The sequence below is a fragment of the Streptomyces sp. SID5910 genome (genome assembly GCF_009862125.1).
Classification (GTDB): domain Bacteria; phylum Actinomycetota; class Actinomycetes; order Streptomycetales; family Streptomycetaceae; genus Streptomyces.
The window spans coordinates 1-1,309 of sequence record NZ_WWHX01001020.1 but is presented as its reverse complement, the minus strand read 5'-3'; the positions used below and the strand labels follow the sequence as shown (position 1 = coordinate 1,309).

Below are 1,309 nucleotides of genomic sequence, written 5' to 3'. Positions count from 1 at the left end.
AGAGGCCGCAGAGGCCGCAGAGGCCGCAGAGCGCGCGGTGAGCGCAGCGGGCGACGAGAGCGCTGGGGGCGACGAGGGCGCTGCGGGCGAAGGGAGCGCTGCGGGCGACGAGGGCGCTGCGGGCGACGAGGGCGCTGCGGGTGAAGGGCGCGCCGCCGGCGCCGCGCGCCTGCGCCGTGCCGCCGCCGACGTGTTCGGGTGGGACAGCCTCCTGCCCGAGCAACTCCACGCCATGGAGGCGGTCCTGGCCGGCCGGGACACCCTCGTCGTGATGCCCACCGGCTCCGGCAAGTCGGCCGTCTACCAGGTCCCCGGCGTGCTGCTGTCCGGCCCGGTCGTGATCGTGTCGCCGCTGCTCGCCCTCCAGCGGGACCAGATCGCCGGCCTGCCCGACGGCGCCCGCGCACCGGGCGCGGTGGCCGTCAACTCCGACCTCACCGCCGCCCGGACCGAGGAGGCCTGGGACGCCGTACGGAGCGGCGAGGCACGCTTCCTGTACCTGTCGCCGGAACAGCTGGCCAAGGACGAGGTCGTGGAGCGGCTGGCCGGGACCGGCCCCGCGCTCTTCGTGGTCGACGAGGCCCAGTGCGTCGCCTCCTGGGGCCACGACTTCCGGCCCGACTACCTCCGCCTGGAGCAGGCGGTGCGGCGGGTGGGCCGGCCCCCGGTGCTCGCCCTCACCGCCACGGCGGCCCCGCCGGTGCGCCGGGAGATCGTCGAACGGCTCGGCATGGAGCGGCCGCGCGTGACGGTGACGAGCTTCGACCGGCCCAACATCCGGCTGGAGGTCCGCCGGTTCCTCGACGAGGACGAGCGGCGCCGGGCGGTCGTCGAACGCGCCGCCGCCGAACCCAAGCCGGGCATCGTCTACGCGGGGACCCGCAAGGACACCGAGCACTTCGCCGGCGAACTGGCCCGGCTCGGACTGAGCGCCGAGGCCTACCACGCAGGCCTGCGCAAGAGCGAACGCGCCCGCATCCACGACGCCTTCCTCTCCGGCGAGGCCGACGTCGTGGTGGCGACCTCCGCGTTCGGCATGGGCATCGACAAGGAGGACGTACGGTTCGTGCTGCACGCCTCGCTGCCGGGCTCGCCGGACGCCTACTACCAGGAGATCGGCCGCTGCGGCCGGGACGGCGAGCCCGCCCTCGCCGTACTGCACTACCGGCCCGAGGACACCGGCATGCGCACGTACTTCGCCGCCCGCGCGCCCGGCCACGAGGCCCTGTCCGAGGTCGCCGGCGCCGTCCACGAGCACCGGGACGACCCGGCCGGGCTGGACCGGCTGCGCCGGGACACCGGGCTCTCG

Annotated in this window: 2 protein-coding genes; one reads left to right on the top strand and one right to left on the bottom strand. The window is 75.9% G+C overall.

Annotated elements, in window-relative coordinates:
- Positions 1-229, bottom strand: a 229-nt coding sequence (locus GTW67_RS38035; protein ID WP_237519192.1) for a hypothetical protein, incomplete at its 3' end; no start/stop codon positions are given.
- Between the two features lie 3 nt (positions 230-232).
- Between GTW67_RS38035 and GTW67_RS35900 the strand changes: the two genes are divergently transcribed.
- A partial coding sequence (locus GTW67_RS35900) for a RecQ family ATP-dependent DNA helicase (RefSeq protein ID WP_237519191.1) occupies positions 233-1,309 on the top strand: 1,077 nt, incomplete at its 3' end.